At 68.7% G+C, this 18,039-nt stretch carries 20 protein-coding genes; 5 read left to right on the top strand and 15 right to left on the bottom strand.

The features are described 5' to 3' along the window. Positions 1–17 precede the first annotated feature (17 nt). The 7 genes from BST13_RS32875 to BST13_RS32845 form a co-directional block, all read right to left on the bottom strand. Complete coding sequence (locus tag BST13_RS32875; RefSeq protein ID WP_083169640.1) at positions 18–1,139, bottom strand: SDR family oxidoreductase; 1,122 nt, start codon at positions 1,137–1,139, stop codon at positions 18–20. 29 nt (positions 1,140–1,168) lie between these two features. Continuing rightward, positions 1,169–1,270: a 30S ribosomal protein bS22 gene (locus BST13_RS32870; protein WP_003402602.1), complete on the bottom strand. Its 102-nt coding sequence runs from the start codon at positions 1,268–1,270 to the stop codon at positions 1,169–1,171. Between the two features lie 89 nt (positions 1,271–1,359). Further along, positions 1,360–1,590 (bottom strand): cell division/environmental response transcriptional regulator, encoded by a 231-nt coding sequence (locus BST13_RS32865; protein WP_026256699.1) that lies wholly within the window; start codon positions 1,588–1,590, stop codon positions 1,360–1,362. A 138-nt stretch (positions 1,591–1,728) separates the two neighbouring features. Continuing rightward, entirely contained in the window at positions 1,729–2,586 is an 858-nt protein-coding gene (gene proC, locus BST13_RS32860) for a pyrroline-5-carboxylate reductase (RefSeq protein WP_095533808.1), read from the bottom strand. Positions 2,587–2,631: 45 nt separating this feature from the next. Further along, positions 2,632–3,477, bottom strand: coding sequence for a sugar phosphate isomerase/epimerase family protein (locus tag BST13_RS32855; protein WP_083169637.1), 846 nt, complete (start codon positions 3,475–3,477; stop codon positions 2,632–2,634). Between the two features lie 50 nt (positions 3,478–3,527). After that, positions 3,528–4,562: an FUSC family protein gene (locus BST13_RS32850; RefSeq protein ID WP_083169635.1), complete on the bottom strand. Its 1,035-nt coding sequence runs from the start codon at positions 4,560–4,562 to the stop codon at positions 3,528–3,530. A gap of 30 nt (positions 4,563–4,592) precedes the next feature. Further along, positions 4,593–5,564: a Ppx/GppA family phosphatase gene (locus tag BST13_RS32845; protein ID WP_083169698.1), complete on the bottom strand. Its 972-nt coding sequence runs from the start codon at positions 5,562–5,564 to the stop codon at positions 4,593–4,595. A gap of 49 nt (positions 5,565–5,613) precedes the next feature. On the opposite strand from BST13_RS32845, the gene BST13_RS32840 reads away from it, so the two are divergent. Continuing rightward, positions 5,614–6,429, top strand: coding sequence for a DUF3109 family protein (locus tag BST13_RS32840; protein ID WP_245839901.1), 816 nt, complete (start codon positions 5,614–5,616; stop codon positions 6,427–6,429). Here the strand turns inward: BST13_RS32840 and regX are convergent. From regX to BST13_RS32810, 6 genes are all read right to left on the bottom strand, one after another. After that, positions 6,426–7,112 carry a two-component sensory transduction protein RegX gene (gene regX / locus BST13_RS32835; protein ID WP_083169631.1) on the bottom strand — a complete coding sequence of 229 codons (687 nt, stop codon included), beginning with the start codon at positions 7,110–7,112 and terminating at the stop codon, positions 6,426–6,428. The genes BST13_RS32840 and regX overlap by 4 nt on opposite strands. An 8-nt stretch (positions 7,113–7,120) precedes the next feature. After that, positions 7,121–8,305, bottom strand: a complete 1,185-nt coding sequence (locus BST13_RS32830; protein WP_083169629.1) for a sensor histidine kinase — start codon at positions 8,303–8,305, stop codon at positions 7,121–7,123. Positions 8,306–8,437: 132 nt separating this feature from the next. Then, positions 8,438–9,181: a phosphoglyceromutase gene (locus tag BST13_RS32825; RefSeq protein WP_083169627.1), complete on the bottom strand. Its 744-nt coding sequence runs from the start codon at positions 9,179–9,181 to the stop codon at positions 8,438–8,440. 23 nt (positions 9,182–9,204) lie between these two features. After that, complete coding sequence (locus tag BST13_RS32820) at positions 9,205–9,711, bottom strand: type III secretion system chaperone family protein (protein WP_083169626.1); 507 nt, start codon at positions 9,709–9,711, stop codon at positions 9,205–9,207. Then, positions 9,708–11,066 (bottom strand): D-inositol-3-phosphate glycosyltransferase, encoded by a 1,359-nt coding sequence (gene mshA / locus BST13_RS32815; RefSeq protein WP_083169624.1) that lies wholly within the window; start codon positions 11,064–11,066, stop codon positions 9,708–9,710. Before mshA ends, BST13_RS32820 begins: the two co-directional genes overlap by 4 nt. 10 nt (positions 11,067–11,076) lie before the next feature. Then, positions 11,077–12,339 carry an ROK family protein gene (locus BST13_RS32810; RefSeq protein ID WP_245839903.1) on the bottom strand — a complete coding sequence of 421 codons (1,263 nt, stop codon included), beginning with the start codon at positions 12,337–12,339 and terminating at the stop codon, positions 11,077–11,079. A 279-nt stretch (positions 12,340–12,618) separates the two neighbouring features. On the opposite strand from BST13_RS32810, the gene BST13_RS32805 reads away from it, so the two are divergent. Further along, the gene (locus BST13_RS32805) at positions 12,619–13,371 is read left to right on the top strand and encodes an SDR family oxidoreductase (RefSeq protein ID WP_083169620.1); all 753 of its coding nucleotides are present in this window, start codon (positions 12,619–12,621) and stop codon (positions 13,369–13,371) included. On the opposite strand, the gene BST13_RS32800 is transcribed toward BST13_RS32805, so the two are convergent. Beyond that, complete coding sequence (locus BST13_RS32800) at positions 13,368–14,654, bottom strand: L,D-transpeptidase (RefSeq protein ID WP_211296247.1); 1,287 nt, start codon at positions 14,652–14,654, stop codon at positions 13,368–13,370. The two genes, BST13_RS32805 and BST13_RS32800, sit on opposite strands and share 4 nt — an antisense overlap. A 45-nt stretch (positions 14,655–14,699) precedes the next feature. Beyond that, positions 14,700–15,764, bottom strand: a complete 1,065-nt coding sequence (locus BST13_RS32795) for a UDP-N-acetylmuramate dehydrogenase (protein WP_083169616.1) — start codon at positions 15,762–15,764, stop codon at positions 14,700–14,702. 26 nt (positions 15,765–15,790) lie between these two features. Here BST13_RS32795 and BST13_RS32790 point away from each other — a divergent pair, with 26 nt between their 5' ends. From BST13_RS32790 to BST13_RS32780, 3 genes are read left to right on the top strand one after another with little or no spacing between them, the layout of a single operon-like run. Then, a complete protein-coding gene (locus BST13_RS32790) occupies positions 15,791–16,297 on the top strand; it encodes a DUF2505 domain-containing protein (protein ID WP_083169614.1) in 507 nt (168 codons plus the stop codon). Between the two features lie 23 nt (positions 16,298–16,320). Continuing rightward, entirely contained in the window at positions 16,321–17,145 is an 825-nt protein-coding gene (locus BST13_RS32785; protein WP_083169612.1) for a class I SAM-dependent methyltransferase, read from the top strand. A gap of 4 nt (positions 17,146–17,149) precedes the next feature. After that, entirely contained in the window at positions 17,150–17,965 is an 816-nt protein-coding gene (locus BST13_RS32780; RefSeq protein WP_083169610.1) for a carbon-nitrogen hydrolase family protein, read from the top strand. Positions 17,966–18,039: the final 74 nt, after the last annotated feature.

Below are 18,039 nucleotides of genomic sequence, written 5' to 3'. Positions count from 1 at the left end.
CCCGGTAAAGCTGCTTCTTATCGTCCCCAACGCTGCGCCAACGCCACGGCGCTACTCTCCATTGAGCGTACCCATCGCGGATCGAGGATCGGCGTCAAACCACGACCCCGGACGTAGTCGTCGAATGCCTCGGCAGTCGTCCACTTTGGACTGTAGCCCAGATCCCTGTGCATGCGCGTGGTGTCCATGACGCGGCCGTAACTCAGATAGTTCAGCTGTTCGCGATCCAGTTCGGTGGAGCGGGTGGCCCGGCTCAGCGAATCTACGACGGACAGCGCCGAACGCGGGACGGGTAGGCGGAGCCTGCCCGATCGCCGGATGGCCTGGCTCATCATGATGATGCCCGAGCCGCCGATGTTGAAGGTTCCGGGTTTGCCCGCGACGGTGGCGCGTTCCAGAGCGCCGAGGGCGTCCTGTTCGTGCAGCAACTGCAGTCGCGCGTCGTGCCCGACCACCGAGGGCACCAAAGGGCCCGCCAGGTACCGCGAGAGCGCGGTGTCCATCGCTGGGCCGATCATGTTGGCCAGCCGCAAGATGGTCACCGCGATGTCGGGACGACGCCGCGCCAGGCCGCGGGCGTACCCCTCGATGTCGATACTGTCGCGGGCGAATCCTTCGCCCGGGGGCCGGCGCGCGCTGCTGTCCTCGGTGAACATCACCGGATCACGCGAGCTGGAGCCGTACACCTCGGACGTGGACTTGAGCACCACCCGGCGTACCGACGGCGTCTTCTGACATGCCGCGAACAGCTGGATGGCGCCCATCACGTTGAGTTCTTTCAACGTGGCCCGGCCTCCGGAGCGGGGCGCGTACGACGCGGCGGCGGCATGCACCACGGTGTCGACGTCCCCGTTCCGGATCACCTTGGCGATGAACGGGTTGCGAATATCGGCCCGAACGAACTCGGCCCGGCCCATCCGACGGAGCAGATCCTTGCTCGGCGTGATCGCGTCGACCGCGATCACATGGTTGATCAGGGGGTTCTGCGCCAGGCGGGCGGTCAGATAACCGCCAAGGAACCGGCAGGCCCCCGTGACCAGTACCACTTTGGGGTAGGGCGCCGCGTCGGTGGATTCTGAGCCACCTGAATCACCGGTGCTGCCTGGCGAGCGCCCTGGAGAACGACCATCAGAATCCATCGGGCAAGCCTAACGGCCGGGGCTGAAAGCTACTTGCCGAGCTTTCTACGCTGCACCCGGGTGCGTCGAAGCAGCTTACGGTGCTTCTTCTTCGACATGCGCTTACGACGCTTCTTGATGACTGAACCCATGAATCCCGGTGACTCCGCTACCTAGACAGCAATTGGTTGACCCGGTCACTTTACCCGGGCCAGCCAGTGAAACGGAAAACGGCTGCCGCTCAGCCCGCGTCGAAGTAGGAGGTCTCCAGCAGATCGTGCACGGCCTTGGCGTGCACACGGAACGAGCGACCCACCCGAACGGCAGGCAGCTCGCCGTTGTGCACCAACCGGTACACCGTCATCTTCGACACCCTCATCAGGTTCGCCACCTCGGCGACTGTGAGAAATTGAGCTCGGGGCTGGCCGTCGCCGGCCGAATCCCGCGCCGATGGCCCGTTCATAGACGTCATCGCAACCCAATCAATCAGGCACGGACAGTTCCAGCGGCTTCCCCACCGCTGGCACCAATCCGCGCATACAAAGGGAGAATAGCGTGGCGGGTGGGGTTACTGCGACGGGTGTGGGCTAATCCATCAGAAATTATCTAATTACTCTGATGTAATTCCTAGCTGCTCAGACCGCGTTTTCGCAGCCTCGACGGCGTTGCCGATCGCCGCCCGGAATCCACCACGCTCCAGTTCGCGCAGCCCAGCGGCGGTCGTACCGGCAGGAGAGGTCACCATGGCGCGCAGCGCCGCTGCGGTGGTGTCCAGCGCGGTGTCTCCCGCTGCGGTCACCTCATCGAGGCGTTCCAGCAGCATCGCGGCCGACCCGGCCATCGTCTGCACCACCAGATCGGTGGCCACCGAACGCGACAGCCCGGCCGCCACGGCCGCATCCACGAGGGCCTCGACCATCAGGAAGAAGTACGCGGGACCAGAGCCCGAGACGGCCGTGACGGCGTCCAGTTGTGCCTCGGCGACCGTGATGACACCGCCGACGGCGTCGAATATCCCCGAGACCTCCTTGAGCTGTTCGGGGGTCGCGAACCGGCCCGGGGCCACCGCGCTGATGCCCCCACCGACCAGGATCGGGGTGTTGGGCATGACGCGGATCACCGGCGCCCCCGCGGGCAGCTTGGCCTCGTAGTAAGCGGTGCTGACACCGGCGGCGATGGAGACGAACACCTGCTCGGTGTCGCTGTCGGCCGCCGCGGCGGCGGCTGCGACCTCGTCGACGACGTACTCCACGTCGCCGGGCTTCACCGCGACGATGACGTAGGACGCGTTGTCCGCGGCGTCGGCGACCGAGGTGACCAGCACCGAGTACTTCTCCGCCAGGTATTTGGCCCGATCAGGGTGCTTCTCGGCGACCACCAAGTCCTTGACCTGTCTGCCGGCCCGTAACAAGCCGGACAGCAGGGCCTCGCCCATGCTTCCGCCACCGATGATCGCGATTCTCGACATGCGCCACAGCATTGCACGAGCCGGCGCGGGGGCCGAACCGGCGCCTCAGCGCATCAGATGCGCCCTGGCAAACTTCAGCGATTCGGTAAGCAGCGCATCGCGCTCGGTGGCCGTGCGGGCGCTCGACGTGGTGATCTCGAGGATGACGTGCCCCGAGAAGTTCCCCGCCGCCAGCATCTGGCACACCTCGGCGGTGGGCTGGGTGCCGCGGCCCGGCACCAGGTGCTCGTCGGTGGACGCACCCTTGCCGTCGCACAGGTGCAGATGCGCCAGCCCGTCGCCCATCCGGCGGGCCATGTCCAGTGCATCGGTCCCCGCGGTCGCGGTGTGGCTGAGGTCGAGCGTGTAGTGGGCGTGATTGCCGTCCAGTGGGTCGTAGGACGGCGCGAACGCCGATATGCCGGGTCCTGGCCTACCGCCGCGTTTTCGCATCCTCTCGATGGATGTCTCGCCCGCACCGAAGAAGCGGTCCGCCCGGAACGGGAACATGTTCTCGACCGCGACGAGCACGTCGCTGCCCGCCTCGAGCTCGGCCACCTGCTCGCTGAATCCTTCGGCGTAGCGGCGCTGCCACCGGAACGGCGGATGCACCACGACCGTCTGGGCGCCCAGCTGTTCGGCGGCCCGCACACTGCGCTCCAGCTTGGGAATCGGGTTGGCGCCCCACACCCGCTGGGAGATCAGCAGACACGGCGCGTGCACCGACAGCACGGGCACGTTGTAGCGCTTCGACATCGCGGCGATCGCTTCGATGTCCTGGCTGACCGATTCCGCCCACACCATGAGCTCGACGCCGTCGTAGCCGAGCCGGGCCGCGTGTTCGAAGGCGGCCTCGGTCCTCAGCGGATAGACCGAGGCAGTGGACAGGCCGACCTTGATGGCAGGGCGCACGGGGTAATTGTCTACGTTTTCGTTTCGCTCCTCGCGGGCGCGCCGGGTTGTCAGCTCGCCTGCAGCAGAGCCAACGGCCCGAACGTCACCAGCGCGCCCACGGCCACCGCGGTGAGGGTGCTGCCGATGTCCTCGGTCTTGCGGACCACGCGCACTCCCCCGGCCAGGCCGAGAATGACCAGGACGCCGAGGATCAGCGCCACGATGGTGTTCCACTTCCACAGCTGGTCGAAGGCGATGAACAGGCCTGCCCCGAAGGCGACGGCGATGACGCACTGGCCGACCACCCACAGGCCGTGCATCAGCGAGGTGGCGCCGACGCGACCGCCGGATCCGGCGGTCTTCTCGTGTTCGTCTGCGTGGTCGACCTCGTCGGCTTCGTCGAGGTCGGTGTGCTCATCGTCGTCGTGGTCACGGTCTTCGAGATCGATGTCCTCGGGCCCGGGCTTGCCCCGCCGGCGGGCCACGTCGTCGGCGACCGACTGGCCACCGAACAGCGGTCCCAGCGTCGAGCCCAGGTAGGCCGGGCGGTCGTCGTCCGCTGCGGACTCGTCGTCGTCGGTGTCGTCCACCAGGTCGGGGCTCATGCGCTCGGCCCCGGTGCCCGACGGCTGGTAGTCGCGCACCAGCGGGCGTGAGTACTGCGGGCGGCGCGTGCTCGGCTTGAACTCGACCGGCTCGTGCTCGGCGTCGCGGGCCTGAAGGTGAGCCTGGTAATCGGCCTCCGCGTCGGTGACGCCCCCGGAGGTGTCCTCGGCTTCGGCCTCGGTTGTGTCGTCGGTCACCGGTGCACCGTTGGTGGGTGCCGATGGCACCACGATGTCGGTGTCATCCGGTCGGGACGGGCGCGCCTCCGCAGCCGGCTTGTCAGCCTTCTCGGCAGGCGCTTGCTCCGGCTCGTCGGCATGGTCGGAGACGATCGGGATCTCGCCGGTGAGTTCGGCGACCGTCACCGCGTCGCTGTTGCCCCGGCGCCGCCTCCGGCGACCGCCGACGGGAGGGGCGCCGATGGTGCCGTTCTTTGCCAGCAGTTCCGCAACCGAGATCGGCCGGGTGGCGGCGTGGCTATCTTCTGGTCCAGTCATGTCCTGTATTGCCTTTGGGGCTAGCTATTCCTACCGTCCAGCATCCCGCGTGGATGTCTGCACCAGGGCGGTGCCATCGGCCTCGCTGTCGAGTTTCCGCAGAATCAGCCCCTCCCGCAACGCCCAGGGGCAAATATCGACTGATTCGACTTCGAGGGCTCGCATGCTGGCCTCAGCTACCAAAGCTCCGGCCACGATCTGTGGCGCCCGCTCGGCACTCACCCCTTCCAGTTCGGCACGGTCTGCCGCCGTCATCCTAGAGATGAAAGCTATGAGCTGTCTTAATCCCGCCGCGGTGAGTGTCCGCTTGACCCGCGGACCCGCTCCCGACGGCGCCGCACCGGTCAGCCTGGCCAGTGACCTGAACGTCTTCGAGGTGGCCACGGCCAGGTCAGGGCTGCCCGTCGAGCGCATGGTCACGCCTGCCTCGGACAGCTCGGTCGCCAGCCAGTCCCGCAGCATCGCCACGCGACGGCGGCCGGGCGGATCGTCGGGCAACCACTCGCGGGTCAACCGGCCTGCACCCAGCGGCAGCGACAGCGCCACCTCGGGCTCCTCGTCGACACCGCTGGACAGCTCCAACGAACCGCCGCCGATGTCGATGTTGACGATCCGCCCCGCGCTCCAGCCGTACCACCGGCGTACCGCGAGGAAGGTCAGGCGGGATTCGTCGACCCCGCTGAGCACCCCCAGGGAAACGCCGGTCTCGGCCCGCACCCTGGCCAGCACGTCCTCGGAGTTGGTGGCATCGCGCACCGCAGACGTGGCAAACGCCATCAGCTCGGCGCAGCCCGAACTCGTGGCGATCTTGGCGAACTCGTCGACGGTCTCGACCAGCTTGTCGGCCCCGCGCCGGCTGAGCTTGCCGGAGGGTTCGATGGCCTCGGCCAACCGCAAGGCGGCCTTGGTCGAACTCATCGGGGTCGGATGGCCGCCGCGACGAGCGTCCACCACAAGTAGATGGACCGTGTTACTGCCCACATCGAGCACGCCTAACCGCACGCCCACAACCTATCCGGTAGGCGGCCCGCTTCCGTGCCCGGACCACCCGATGCGAGTACCGTTTCCCCCCGTGACAGACGTGCATCCCGGGGAAGTCGAGCTCGACTTTGCCCGCGAGTGGGTGGAGTTCTACGACCCCGACGACGCGGAGCATCTCATCGCTGCCGATATGACCTGGCTGCTCTCCCGTTGGACGTGCGTGTTCGGCACGCCGGCCTGTAAGGGCACCGTGGCCGGCCGGCCCGACGACGGGTGCTGCTCGCACGGGGCGTTCCTGTCCGACGACGACGACCGGGCCCGGCTCGACGATGCCGTCAAACAGCTGACCGACGAGGACTGGCAGTTTCGCGACAAAGGCTTGGGCCGCAAGGGTTATCTCGAAGACGACGAATACGACGGCAAGCCGAATCTGCGAACTCGCAAGTACAAGGGGGCCTGCATCTTCTTGAACCGGCCCGGTTTTCCCGCGGGCATCGGCTGCGCGCTGCACAGCAAGGCGCTCAAGATGGGTGTCGAACCGCTGACCATGAAGCCAGATGTGTGCTGGCAGTTGCCGATCCGCCGCAGCCAGGACTGGGTGACGCGGCCCGACGGCACGCAGGTGCTGCGCACCGTCATCACCGAGTATGACCGGCGCGGCTGGGGTGAGGGCGGCGCGGACCTGCACTGGTATTGCACAGGGGACCCGGCCGCCCACGTCGGCGAGAAGCAGGTGTGGGAGTCCTACGCACCCGAACTCACCGCGCTGCTCGGCGAGAAGGCCTACGCTGAGCTGGCCGCGATGTGCAAGCGGCGCAGCGGTTTAGGGCTCATCGCGATACACCCGGCGACCCGTGCCGCGGCGACCGGCGGCGAGACCGGCTAGCCCTCCAGCTTGTACCCCAGCCCGCGGACCGTCACCAGGTGCACCGGGTTGGCGGGATCGGCCTCGATCTTCGACCGCAGCCGCTTGACATGCACGTCAAGGGTTTTGGTGTCGCCGACGTAGTCCGCACCCCACACCCGGTCGATGAGCTGACCACGGGTGAGCACCCGCCCGCTGTTGCGCATCAGGTACTCGAGCAGGTCGAACTCCTTGAGCGGCAACGTGATCTGCTCACCGTTGACGCTGACCACGTGGCGTTCGACATCCATGCGGACCGGGCCCGCCTCCAGCACGCCGTCACCGGCGCCGGAGTCATCGGTGTCGGATCCGCGGCGCAGCACCGCCCGGATCCGGGCGATCAGCTCACGCGCCGAATACGGCTTGGTGACATAGTCGTCGGCGCCCAGTTCCAGTCCGACGACCTTGTCGATCTCGCTGTCGCGGGCGGTCACCATGATCACCGGCACGCTCGAGCGTGACCGCAGCTGCTTACAGACGTCGGTGCCGCTCATCCCCGGCAGCATCAGGTCCAGCAGCACGATGTCGGCGCCGGAGCGCTCGAATTCGGCCAGAGCCGAAGGGCCGTCGGCCACCACGGTGGCCTCGAAGCCTTCCTTGCGGAGCAGGAATGCCAGTGGATCGGCCAGCGACTCCTCGTCCTCAACGATCAACACGCTGGTCATCGTTCTCGCTAATCCTCTCGTTCGTACGAATCATCTGATCGGTCGTGATGGGGATATGCCGGGATCGACAACGTGAACGTCGACCCGGTTCCCGGCTGACTCCACAGCCGGATGGTTCCGTTGTGGTTGGCCGCCACATGTTTGACGATCGCCAACCCGAGGCCGGTGCCACCGGTGGCCCGCGAACGCGCCTTGTCCACCCGGAAGAACCGCTCGAACACCCGTTCCTGGTCGGCCTTGGCGATGCCGATACCGCGGTCGGTCACCGCGATCTCGACGCTGCCGCCTCGGCGACGCCGGCTGACGGACACACCGGATCCGTTGGGCGAGTAGGCGATTGCATTGGAGACCAGGTTGGCGATGGCAGTGACCAGCAGCGCCTCGTCGCCGAGCACCCGGTAGCCGGTCGGCGCGTCGGTGGTGACGACGATGTCGGCGTTGTCGGCGGCCACCTTGTGCCGGGACAGCGCCTCGGCGACGACGGCGTCGACGTCGACCTCGTCCAGATCGGGCAGCCGCTCGCCGCCCTGCAGCCGGGACAGCTCGATGAGCTCACCGACCATGTCGGCCAGCCGGTGCGATTCGGCGACCATCTTGTCCGCGAAGTGCCGCACGGTGTCCGGGTCGTCGGCCGAGGCCAGTAGCGCTTCGGCCAGCACGCCCAGCGCACCGACCGGCGTCTTCAGCTCGTGGCTGACGTTGGCCACGAAATCGCGCCGGGTCGCTTCCATCCTCGCGTGCTCGGACTGGTCATCGGCGTAGACGACGGCGAACCGGCGGTCGTGGTCGGTGAGCAGTTTCACGGTGCCCCGCACCGAGATGCCCGACCGGCCGGGGTTGGCCACCTTGAGCGGCGACAGATCGACCTCGACGCTCTGACCGGTCGCGAACACCTGCTCGGCCGCGCGCCAGGCGCGTTCGTCGAGCAGCCGGTCGCGCACCACACCCAGCTCGTCGGCTCGGTCGTTGGTGTAGACCACGTCGTTGAACATGTCGACGACCACGATGCCGACCGGTGAGAGCGACACGATGTGCTGCAGCATCTGCGAGACGGTCAGACCGGCCTCGTCGGCGGCCCGCCGCTCCTGTCTAGCCCTGATGCGGGGCATCAGCCAGGCCCCGACGCCCAGGCCGACAGCCAGCGCAAGCACTGCGACGATCACCGTCAGCAGTAGCGCCGACACAACACTCACGCGAAAAGCGTACGCATCGGGTGAACGTCATCCCAGCAGCGTGCGGCCAAATTGGGACAAGTCACACAGGCAAACACAGGAGTTCGGTCTGCGTTTACCCAGGTTCACCGGTTGTTTGCCGAATGTCCGGACTTACTTCTTGGCGCCCTGCGCGGCGACGGCCGCCGCACCCGCGGCCGCGGCCTCGGGGTCCAGGTACTCCCCGCCCGTCACCAGCGGCTTGAGGTTCTCGTCAAGGTCGTAGCGCAGCGGGATACCGGTCGGGATGTTCAGCCCGACGACCTCGTCGTCCGACATGCCGTCGAGGTACTTCACCAGCGCCCGCAGCGAGTTTCCGTGCGCGGCGACCAGGACGGTCTTGCCTGCCTTCAGGTCCGGCACGATGACCTGCTCGTAGTAGGGCACGAACCGGGCCACGACGTCGGCGAGGCATTCGGTCAGCGGTCCGCCGTCGATGTCGGCGTAGCGCGGGTCGGCGTCCTGGCTGAACTCGCTGCCCTTCTCGATGGGCGGCGGCGGCGTGTCGTAGCTGCGCCGCCACGCCATGAACTGCTCTTCGCCGTACTTCTCCTTGGTGGCGGCCTTGTCGAGGCCCTGCAGCGCGCCGTAGTGCCGCTCGTTGAGCCGCCAGTCCCGGTGGACCGGGATCCAGTGCCGGTCGGCCTTGTCCAGCGCGAGGTTCGCGGTGTTGATGGCGCGACGCAGCAGCGACGTGTAGACGACGTCGGGCAGCACGCCCTGCTCGGCCAGCAGTTCGCCACCGCGAACGGCCTCGGCGCGGCCCTTTTCGGTGAGATCCACGTCCACCCATCCGGTGAACAGGTTCTTCTGGTTCCAGTCGGACTCACCATGGCGGAGCAAGATCAGCGTCGGCATGACGCTAATCCTGTCACAGCCGGTCAGCGGTCTGCGTCGTCGATCAGATGCTCGAAGGCCTTGAGGTTTTTCAGCGACTCACCGCGGGACACCCGCCATGCCCACTCCTTCTGGATCGAACTGCGAAAACCCAGCTCCAGCAAGGTGTTGAAGTCCGAGTCGACGGCTTCGAGCACCTGGCCCAGCACGCGGTCGATCTCGTCGGGCGTGACCGCGTCGAGCACCATCCGGCCGACGAGGTAGATGTCGCCGACGTTGTCGAGGGTGTAGGCGACGCCGTAGAGCCTGCGGTTGCGTTTGAGCAGGAACCGGTAGACGCCCTCGTGGTTCTCGTCGGGCTTACGGCATACGAACGCCTCCACGCGCACGGAGTGCTCGCCGATGCTCAGGATGGTGTTGGTCTTGAGCTTGCGCTCACCGGGCAGCGCGACCACCAGGCCGGGCAGGCCGCCGTGCGACCCTGGGTGGTGGCTGTATTCCAGGCCGTGCTCGTCGAGGGTGTTCTCGATGACCTGCTGAACCGCCGTCATGCCCGCACGCCCCTGCGCATCGAGAACCTGCGGCCGGACCGGCGCATCGGGGGCCGGGCGTGCCGGGCGCGGTAGTCGCCCATCGCCAGGGTGTAGCTGTCGAGCAACGCGTCGACCGTGTGTGCCCAGGAGAATCCGTCGGCATGGGCGACCGCAGCTCGGCTCAGCGCGACGGGATCGCGCTGCAGCACATCGTCGATGGCCGCGGCCCAGTCGTCGATGTCGTGGCCGTGGACAAGCGCGCCGGTGATGCCGTCGCGCACGGCGACCGGCAGCCCGCCGACGGCGGCGGCAGCCACAGGTGTCCCGCAGGCCTGCGCCTCGATGGCGACCAGCCCGAAGGACTCCGAATAGCTCGGCACCGCAACAAGATCGGCAGCGCGGTACACGTTGACCAGTTGGGCCCGCGACTGCGGCGGCAGGAACGTCACCCGGTCGGTGATACCCAGTTCGTCGGCGAGCCGAACCAGGGTCTCGGGTTCCGCGAGGCCACTCCCGGAGGGTCCGCCCGCCACCAGCACCCGCAGCTTCGACCCTTTTGCTCCTCGCGTGCGCAGCAGCTTGGCGGCCGCCCGCAGCAGGACGTCGGGAGCCTTGAGCGGCTGGATCCGGCCGACGAAGGCCACCACCTGCTCGTCGGCCGCGAGGCCGAGTGCCGCCCTGGCGGCGCGTCGATCACCGGGAGTAAAGAGCTCGAGGTCCACCCCCGGATGCACCACGTCGATCCGCGAGCGATCGGCATGGTGCAGCGAAACAAGTTGCTGCGCTTCATGTTCGGTGTTGACGATGAGCCGGTCGGCCTCATCGACCACCTGCTGTTCGCCGACCGCACGCAGTGGCGGCTCGGGGGCGTCGCCCTCGGCCAACGCAGCGTTCTTGACCGCGGCGAGGGTGTGCGCGGTGTGCACCAGGGGCACCGCCCAGCGGTCCCTGGCCAACCAGCCCACCTGACCGGAGAGCCAGTAGTGCGAATGCACGACGTCGTAATAGCCGGGTTCGTGGGTGGCCTCGGCGCGCAGCACCCCGGCGGTGAACGCGCACAGCTGCGTGGGCAGGTCGTACTTGTCGAGGCCCTCGAACGGGCCGGCCACCACGTTGCGCACCAGCACGCCGGGAGCCACCGCGACGGTCGGCGCGTCGGCCGACGAGGTGGCCCTGGTGAAGATCTCCACCTCGACGCCGCGGCGGGCCAGTTGCAGGGCCGTCTGCAGCACATATACGTTCATGCCGCCGGCGTCACCGGTGCCGGGCTGGGCCAGGGGCGAGGTGTGCACGGAAAGCACCGCGACGCGACGCGGCCCGTCGGGCCGCTGCCGTTCCGCAGCGGCGTCGGAACCGTCTGAAGTTAGGCGCACATCGTCATGTCTACACCGCGGCAGATCGGCGGGTCTGAGCGCGCCGCATCGCACCGATCGGATCGGCGTACAGCCCACCGAGGGAGACGATGCCTGCACCGGCCTCCTGGACCCGGTTGCCGAATGCCGTGACGCGGATGTCGCGCGCCGCGAGCACCGACCGCCGGGCGAACGCGGACTCCACCGCGGCCATGCCCTCGGGGTACTCGGTGAACGCCTGCCCGCCGACGATCAGATCGTCGGGATTGAGCATGTCGCGCAGCAGTGCGACGGCCTCACCGAGCACGCGGGCCCGGTCGGCCAACAGCCCGGCGGCCTGCGCGTTGCCCGCACGCGCGGCGCGCAGCACCGCGGGCAGGGTGGACGCCGGCCCTTCGGCGGGCACGATGCGTAGCTTACGGGCCGCGGTCAGCACCGCCTCGTCACTCACCGTCGACTCCAATTGCCCTGTGCCGCCGAGCAATTCGGACTGCGCGGGCAGCCCTGCGATGGTGCCGGGGCCGCTGGCAGGCGAATGCACGCGGCCGTCGATGGACAACGCGTAGCCCACGGTCTCGCGGGCGTAGACGTACAGGCTGGTCCTGGCCTGGCCGGCGTCGGCGTCGGTGTCGGCGCCCCTACGGCGGCCGCCCAGCAGCAGCTCGGCACCCGCCATGGCGTCGACGTGCGATGCCAGCGACACGGGCAGGCCCAGCGCCTCGGCCAGCACCGGCCCCACGGGGGCGTCGCGCCAACCCAGCCGGGGGTGGTCGAGGTAGCCGGTGGTGCTGTCGACGACGCCACCGGAGGCGACGCCGACCCACAGCGGACGACGGCGGTGCCAGCGGCTCAGGTAGCGGCGCGCACTGGAGGCCAGTGTGGCCAGCGCTGCGGCCTGGGTACCGGACGGCGTCGGCGTCTCGACCACGTCGAGGGTGCGGCCGAACAGGTCGGTGGCCACGATCGAAGTGGTGCGGGCCCCGATGTGGATGCCCAGGGTGAGGAACGGCTCGTGGTTGACCTCGACCGGCACCCGGGGGCGCCCGATGGCACCCGATACCGCGAGGTCGGCGCGTTCCCGCAGGATGCCTGCCTCCAGCAGGGCGGTGACCTGGCGGTTCACCGTGGCGATGCTGAGCTGGGTGTGCTGGGCGATGGCGTCCCGCGCGACCGGGCCGCGGGTCCGCGCGGCGCTGAACACCGATGCGGCGGCCGCGTCGGCGACCTTGAGCGACGGCGCGACGATGTGCAGCAGTCGCGACTGCGGGTAGCGGGCACTCGCGGGGGTGAGCACGCGCTTGTTGTGTGCGGTGCCGGCGCGGGTGGGACGACGCAGCGGTGCGGCGGGGGCGGTGCTGACGGCGGCGGTAGCGGTGGTCACGTGAGAGGTCCTTACTGGAGGTCGGCCGGTGGGGTGGGGGCCACACCTGGCGACTCAGCAGGACAGGAAAACGGTGTCCGGGTACGAATCAGGCGCGGCGGGGTGCGCGACAACAACACGCACGCCGCACGAGGGCAGCCTGAGAACTCCGAGACACACGATGAACTTAGCACGCCAATTAAAGTTGGGCAGATGACGACACCACAGAACGACCGCCGGGTGGCAGTGGTGACCGGTGCCAGTGCGGGCATCGGTGCAGCGACCGCCAAAACCCTTGCCTCCCTTGGATTTCACGTGGTCTGCGTGGCCCGCCGAGCCGACCGGATCGAGGCCGTCGCCGCCGAGATCGGCGGCACGGCGATTGTGGCGGACGTCACTGACGACGACGCGGTCGACGCCCTGGCGGCCGGCCTGGATCGCGTCGATGTGCTGGTGAACAACGCAGGCGGGGCACGCGGTCTGGAACCCGTCGCCGCGGCGGATCTGGATCATTGGCGCTGGATGTGGGAGACCAACGTGCTGGGGACGCTGCGGGTGACCAAGGCGTTGCTGCCCGCGCTGGAAGCCTCGGGTGACGGGCTGATCGTGACGGTCACCTCGATCGCGGCGTTCGAGGTCTACGACAACGGCGGCGGCTACACGTCGGCCAAACACGCCCAGAGCGCGCTGCACCGCACCCTGCGCGGCGAGCTGTTGGGAAAACCGGTGCGGCTCACCGAGATTGCGCCGGGCGCCGTGCACACCGACTTCTCGCTGCTGCGCTTCGACGGTGATGCGGCGCGCGCCGACGCCGTCTACGCCGGGCTCACCCCGCTGGTCGCCGAAGACATCGCCGACGTGATCGGATTCGTCGCAACCCGCCCGAGCCACGTCGACCTGGACCAGATCGTGATCCGGCCGCGCGATCAGGCCTCCGCCACCCGGTACAACCGGCGGACCAACTAGCCGCCCGGCCCCCGGGCCGGCGGCGGCGTCGTGGTCGTCGGCGTGCCCGACAGGGTCGGCGCATCGGTGGGCGTCGCGGGGGCGCTCACCGGGATCTCCGGCGGCTTCTTGTTGTTGATCGCCGACATGGACACCCACTCGTCCCAGCTGATCGCCCAGTCCCAGATGTCGCCGTCGGCGTAGGACAGCTGAATGGACGTGCCGGTGACCTCGACCGGATCGCCGTATATCGCGGTGTGGAAGTACTGTTCCGCATCGCCGGTGGACAGGTTGATACAGCCGTTGGTGACGTTGGTGTTGCCCTGGGCACCCGAACTGGCGGGGTTGGCGTGGATGAACTCGCCGTTGTTCGAGATCCGCACCGCCCACCGCTCGTGGACGTTGCTGTAGCCGGCGGCCGGGTTCGACATGTAGAAGTCGGCGTATTTCTCGGTGACGACGTGGGTGCCGCTGCGGGTGACGTTGCGGGGCAGGTCGGCCTCGCCGTAGCTGCACGGGAAGTCGAACAGCACCCCGCCGTCGTTGATCACCTGGATGCGGTGGCTGGTCGCGTCGGCCTTGACCACCTGGCGGCGGCCGATCTCGATGCTGAGCGTGGCGTCGGCGGCCCCGTAGGCACCGTCGCCGAACTTCACGCCGTAGAGCGGTGCGTTGACGTTGACCTTGGTCCCGGCCGGGTAGTACTCGCGGGTGCGCCAGTGCACCCGCGAGCCGGCGGCCTCGTCGGGCAGCCACGCCCAGGCGCCTTCCACGGGCGGATCCGTGGTGACCTTGAGCGCCTTTTCGACGGTGACCTTGTCGGCGTCGCTGATGGAGGCGTCGAACTGCAGGATGATCGGCGCGGCCACCCCGACCACCTGGCCGTCGGCGAGCTGGAACTGCCCGCTGACCTGCTTCTGCGGGTCGATGGTCTTGAACTTGGCCTGCAGCTGCTCGGCCTTGCCGTCGTGCCCCACCACGGATCCCGACCACTTGTAGGTCATGCCGTAGCCCAGCGGTTCGGTGACCGTGTAGGCGGTGCGGTCGCGGTTGAGCGCGCCGGCCACGATCTTGCCGTCCGGATTGGTCAGGCTGACGGTCTGGAACCAACCGTCGGCGACCTGGACTCCCACGGCAGCGGTCGGGATCACGTCGGACGCGTCGGCACCGGGCTGGTACGTCACCGTCGGGGCCGTCGGGGCGGCCTCCGGGGCGGACTTGGGCGTCGAGTTACCCGAGCATGCTGCCAGCACACTTGCGCCGACTCCGACAGCAAGCGTGGACAGGGCTCGGCGCCGGTTCATCACCGGCGCCGGGACCTGGAAAAAACCGGCTGAGCTCACGTGGACCTAGGGTACCGACAGCGAGCTGCCAATCAGAATTGGTTCAGGTGTGAGATCTATCCCGAACACCTCGCGAACACCCGCCTGCACGCGCCTGGCCAGTGCAATCACGTCGGCGCTCGTGGCTCCGCCGCGGTTGGTCAGGGCCAGGGCGTGCTTGGTCGACAACCGGGCCGGGGCGCCGTCGCCGGGGTACCCCTTGCCGAAGCCGGCGTGCTCCACGAGCCAGCCCGCCGCGAGTTTCACGCCGTCGGGGGCCGGGTAATGCGGCACGTCGGCCGATTTCCGCAACGCGTCGAACTGGGCCTGCGACACCACCGGGTTGGTGAAGAACGAGCCGACGCTCCACGTGTCGTGGTCGTCGGCGTCGAGCACCATGCCCTTGCCCGCCCGCAACTTGAGCACGGTTTCCCGCACCCGCAGCGGGTCGGCTCGCTCGCCGGTCTGCACACCGAGCGCGTTGGCCAGTTCCCGGTAGCGCAGCGGCGCGCTGCGGCCGTGCGCGTCGAGCTCGAATTCCACCTCGAGCACGATGACGGCATCGGAGTGTTTGAGCACACTGGTCCGGTAGGCGAAACGCAGTTCTTCCGGTGCGGCCCAGCGGTCTTCGCCGCTGCGCCGGTCCAGCAGGCGGACCCGGCGGATGGTGTCGGCGACCTCGGTTCCGTAGGCACCGACGTTCTGCACGGGCGTCGCGCCTGCGGAGCCGGGTATGCCGGACAGGCATTCCAGCCCGCCCAGCCCGTGCGCCAGTGCGGTCACCACCACGTCGTCGAACACCGCGCCGGCCTCGGCGCGCACGATGTTGTCCTCGACGGTGATCTCGGTGTTGGCCACCCGCACGACGGTGAGCTCGGGTTGCGTGTCGGCCAGATCGTCGGCGAGCACCACGTTGGAGCCGCCGGCGAGCACCAGGATCGGATCATCGAGCGCGCGCAGCACACCGACGAGTTGTTCGGTGCTGGTGCAGGTCAGGACCCGGCGCGCCACCGGTCCGACGTGCAGCGTGGTCAGCGGCGCCAGCGGAACCGACTCGGCGACCGCCACCCCGGCGACATACGAAGTGGCCACGGCCGGTAACGGTAGCGTGGCCAGCTATGCCGCGATCATTCGACATGGCCACCGAATATCCCGCCACGGTCGAACGGGTGCATGAGGCTTTCCGCAGCGAGCAGTACTGGCGCGCCCGGCTGGCCAATTTCGGCGCCGACGACGCCACGCTGGACGAGTTGACCGTGGCCGACGACGGGCACGTCGACGTCATCACGAGCCACGTGCTGCGCGCCGACGGGCTGCCTGCGCTGGTGTCGCAGTTCCACCATGGCGACCTGCGGATCCGGCGGGAAGAGCATTGGCAGCCGGTTCGTGACGGCCGGTCTGCCGTCACGGTCAGCGGCGTGATCGCCGGTGCGCCGGTGACTTTGGACGGTGGCGGGATGCTGGCACCGGCCGGTGGCGGTGCCCGGCTGACCGTGACGCTCAGCGTCGAAGTCAAGGTGCCAATGGTCGGCGGCAAGATCGAGAACTTCATCGGCGGCCAGCTGGTGGATCTGTTGACCGCCGAACAGCGGTTCACCACGGTGTGGATCACCGAGAACAGCTGAACCCGGCGGTAGCGTCGAGAGCCATGAGTCGGCCCGTCGGGGCGATCACGCGGGGCACCACCGGATACAACCGGCTGCGCCGTAGCGATCGTTGGCTGGTGCACTCGGCGCGCGTGCGCACCGCGCTGAGTGCGGCGTCCGACCCGCTGGTGGTCGACCTGGGCTACGGCGCACTTCCCGTCACCACGCTCGAGCTGGCGGCACGATTGCAGTCCGTGCGGGCCGATACGCGCGTCGTCGGCCTGGAGATACACCCGGAGCGGGTGGCCACGGCCCGGGCCCTGGTCCTGCAAGCAGGCCAAGATGCGTCGGGCAGGCACACGTCCGTGGAGTTCACCCTCGGCGGCTTCGAGCTGGCCGGGCTGCGCCCGGTGCTGGTGCGCGCGTTCAATGTGCTGCGGCAGTATCCGGTCGAGGCGGTGCCCGAGGCGTGGGCGACGATGCAGCACCGCCTGGCTCCCGGCGGGTTGATCGTCGACGGCACGTGCGACGAGCTGGGCCGGTTGAGCTGCTGGGTGCTGCTCGACGCCACCGGCCCGGTGAGCCTGACCCTGGCGTGCGACCCGTTCAGCATCGAACGGCCCTCGGATCTGGCCGTACGCCTGCCGAAGGTGCTCATTCACCACAATGTGCCGGGCCAGCGCATCCACGCTCTGCTCAGCGCCGCCGACCTGGCCTGGGCCAGTGTGGCCGGGCACGGGGTGTTCGGGCCGCGGGTGCGCTGGCGGGCGATGCTGGAGTTGCTGCGCGACGAGAACTTCGGGGGCTTTCCGGTCGAGCCGCCGCGGCGCCGCATGCGCGACGGCGTCCTGACGGTCCCGTGGGCGACGGTCGCGCCACTATCCTGAGGCCATGCGAGTTGCCCTGGCGCAGATCAACACCGGCACCGATCCGGCGGCCAATCTCGAGCTCGTCGACGCCTACACGCGCCGTGCCGCAGCCGCCGGGGCCCGGCTGGTGCTCTTTCCCGAGGCCACCATGTGCCGCTTCGGGGTGCCGTTGGCACCGGTCGCGGAACCGCTCGACGGTCCATGGGCCAACGGGGTGCGCGACATCGCGGCGGCCGCCGGGGTCGTGGTGGTGGCCGGGATGTTCGCGCCTGCCGACGCGGGGCGGGTGACCAACACGCTCTTGGCGACCGGGCCATCGGTGGCGGCGCACTACCACAAGATCCATCTCTACGACGCCTTCGGCTTTGCCGAATCCAAAACTGTCGCAGCAGGTTTCGAGCCGGTGACCATCACCGTCGACGGCGTGATAGTCGGGTTGACCACGTGCTACGACATTCGCTTCCCGGAACTGTTCGTCGAGCTGGCGCGCCGCGGCACCCAGCTGATCACCGTGCACGCGTCGTGGGCGTCGGGACCGGGCAAGCTCGAGCAGTGGACGCTGCTGGCCCGGGCGCGGGCACTGGACACCACAGGGTTCGTCGCTGCGGTGGATCAGCCCTATCCGGGCGACGAGCTCGCCAAGGCCGGGCCGACCGGCGCGGGCGGCAGCATCGTCGCCTCCCCCACCGGTGAGGTGGTGGCCGCCGCAGGCACGGACACGGAGTTGCTGATCGCCGACATCGACCTCGACGCCGCGCGGCGGGCCCGCGAGAGCATCGCGGTGCTGCAGAACCGCTCAGAGCTCGCTCAGATCGGTAGGGCACAATCGGCGGGGTGACCGATCCCTGGGCTCGCCCCACCGACCAGTCCCCTCCCGTGACGTCCGAGAGCGCGCCCGAGCCTCCCCAGGCC

The sequence above is a fragment of the Mycobacterium aquaticum genome (assembly GCF_002086485.1).
Classification (GTDB): domain Bacteria; phylum Actinomycetota; class Actinomycetes; order Mycobacteriales; family Mycobacteriaceae; genus Mycobacterium; species Mycobacterium aquaticum.
The sequence above is the reverse complement of the archived record's forward strand: the minus strand, read 5'-3'. Positions and strand labels throughout refer to the sequence as shown.